Source organism: Rhizobacter sp. P2_H2, from assembly GCF_056403375.1.
This window is the reverse complement of sequence record NZ_JBFUFP010001166.1, coordinates 1-1,622: the sequence shown is the minus strand read 5'-3', so window position 1 is coordinate 1,622 and position 1,622 is coordinate 1. Positions and strand designations below refer to the sequence as shown.

The following is a 1,622-nucleotide window of genomic DNA, read 5'->3' as shown; positions in this document are numbered from 1 at the left end:
GTTCGGCGGGCACACCAGCTTCGGCGATGCGCGGCGCTTCTGGGATTTCCGCAGCGTCGGGCGCGGGATGATCGATTTCGAGGGGATCATCGTCGCGCTCAACGACATCCGCTACCAGGGCCCGCTGAGCGTCGAGTGGGAAGACAGCCGCATGGACCGCGTGCATGGCGCGACCGAGAGCGCGGCGTTCTCGCGCCGGCTCGATTTCAAGCCGTCGGCGCGTGCGTTCGACGCGTCGTTCGAGAAATGAGGGGCTGCTGATGCGCAAGCTGCGATATGCGATGGTCGGTGGCGGCCGGGGTGCGTTCATCGGTGCGGTGCACCGCAAGGCGATGGCGCTGGACGGGCAGATCGAGCTGGTGGCGGGCGCGCTGTCGGCCGATGCCGCGAAGGCACGGGCCTCGGGGCAGGACCTCGGCCTGGCCGATGCGCGCAACCACGGCAGCTGGCAGGCGCTGCTCGATGACGAGCTGAAGCGCCCGCGTGGCGAGCGCATCGACTTCGTCAGCATCGTGACGCCGAATCACGTGCATTTCGAGGTGGCGAAGGCCTTCACCGAGGCCGGCATCCACGTGGTGTGCGACAAGCCGCTGGTGCACACCAGCGAGCAGGCGCAGGCGCTGCTCGCGGCGCGCGGCCGCAGCGGCACGGTGTTCGGCGTCACCCACAACTACACCGGCTACCCGATGGTGCGGCAGGCGCGCGAGATGGTGCGCACCGGCCAGCTCGGCGAGATCCGCAAGGTGATCRTCGAATACAACCAGGGCTGGCTCGCGACGCAGCTGGAAGCCGGCGACCACAAGCAGGCCGACTGGCGCGTCGATCCGGCGAGGAGCGGCATCGTCGGCGCGATCGGTGACATCGGCACGCATGCCGAGAACCTGGTGGCGAGTGTCTGCGGGCTGGAGATCGAGGCGCTGTGCGCCGACCTGACCGCCTTCGTGCCGGGCCGCCGGCTCGACGACGACGGCAACCTGCTGCTGCGCTACCGGGGCGGCGCGCGCGGCGTGATGATCGCGTCGCAGATCGAGATCGGCGGCGAGAACGACCTGCGGCTGCGGGTGTTCGGCACGCAGGGCTCGCTGGCCTGGCACCAGGAGGATCCGAACCTGCTGGTGCACGCCTCGCTCGACGGGCCGAAGCGCCTGCTGACGCGCGGCTCGCCGTGGCTGGGCGACGCGGCGAAGAAGGCCTCGCGGCTGCCGACCGGGCACCCGGAGGCGTTCATCGAGGCGTTCGCGAACCTCTACCTGGGGGTCGCCGAGGCGATCCTCGCGAAGGAGGAGGGAAGGGCGCTTGGGGCGCTGGAAGGGGATTTCCCGACGCTCGAGGATGGCGCGCGGGGCGTCAAGTTCATGGAGAAGACGGTGGAGTCGAGCCGGTCCACCGCGAAGTGGACCGCCTGGGACTGACGCGTCAGCTGCGTTCGGCGTCGGCCTTGCGGATCCGCACGGCCTTGCGCTTCTCGGGCTCGGCGGGCTTGGCTGACGTGGCGGTTGCGGCCAGCGCCGATTCCGGCGTGACCCCCGGCGTGCCGTCCTCGGCGACGGCTGCCTCGCCCTTGGCGGCCTCATCCGCCTTGATCACCCGCGTGTACGGCGCGAGGATCCCCACCATCTTCC

At 70.4% G+C, this 1,622-nt stretch carries 2 protein-coding genes and 1 pseudogene; 2 read left to right on the top strand and 1 reads right to left on the bottom strand.

The genetic code is table 11. The features are described 5' to 3' along the window. The coding region (locus AC1D15_RS31200) for a sugar phosphate isomerase/epimerase family protein (RefSeq protein WP_477829087.1) at positions 1-250 on the top strand (250 nt) is incomplete at its 5' end. Between the two features lie 10 nt (positions 251-260). Then, a complete protein-coding gene (locus AC1D15_RS31195; protein ID WP_477829086.1) occupies positions 261-1,412 on the top strand; it encodes a Gfo/Idh/MocA family protein in 1,152 nt (383 codons plus the stop codon). Between the two features lie 4 nt (positions 1,413-1,416). Here AC1D15_RS31195 and AC1D15_RS31190 read toward each other — a convergent pair. Beyond that, a pseudogene (locus AC1D15_RS31190) lies at positions 1,417-1,622 on the bottom strand (inositol monophosphatase family protein); the annotation flags it as partial.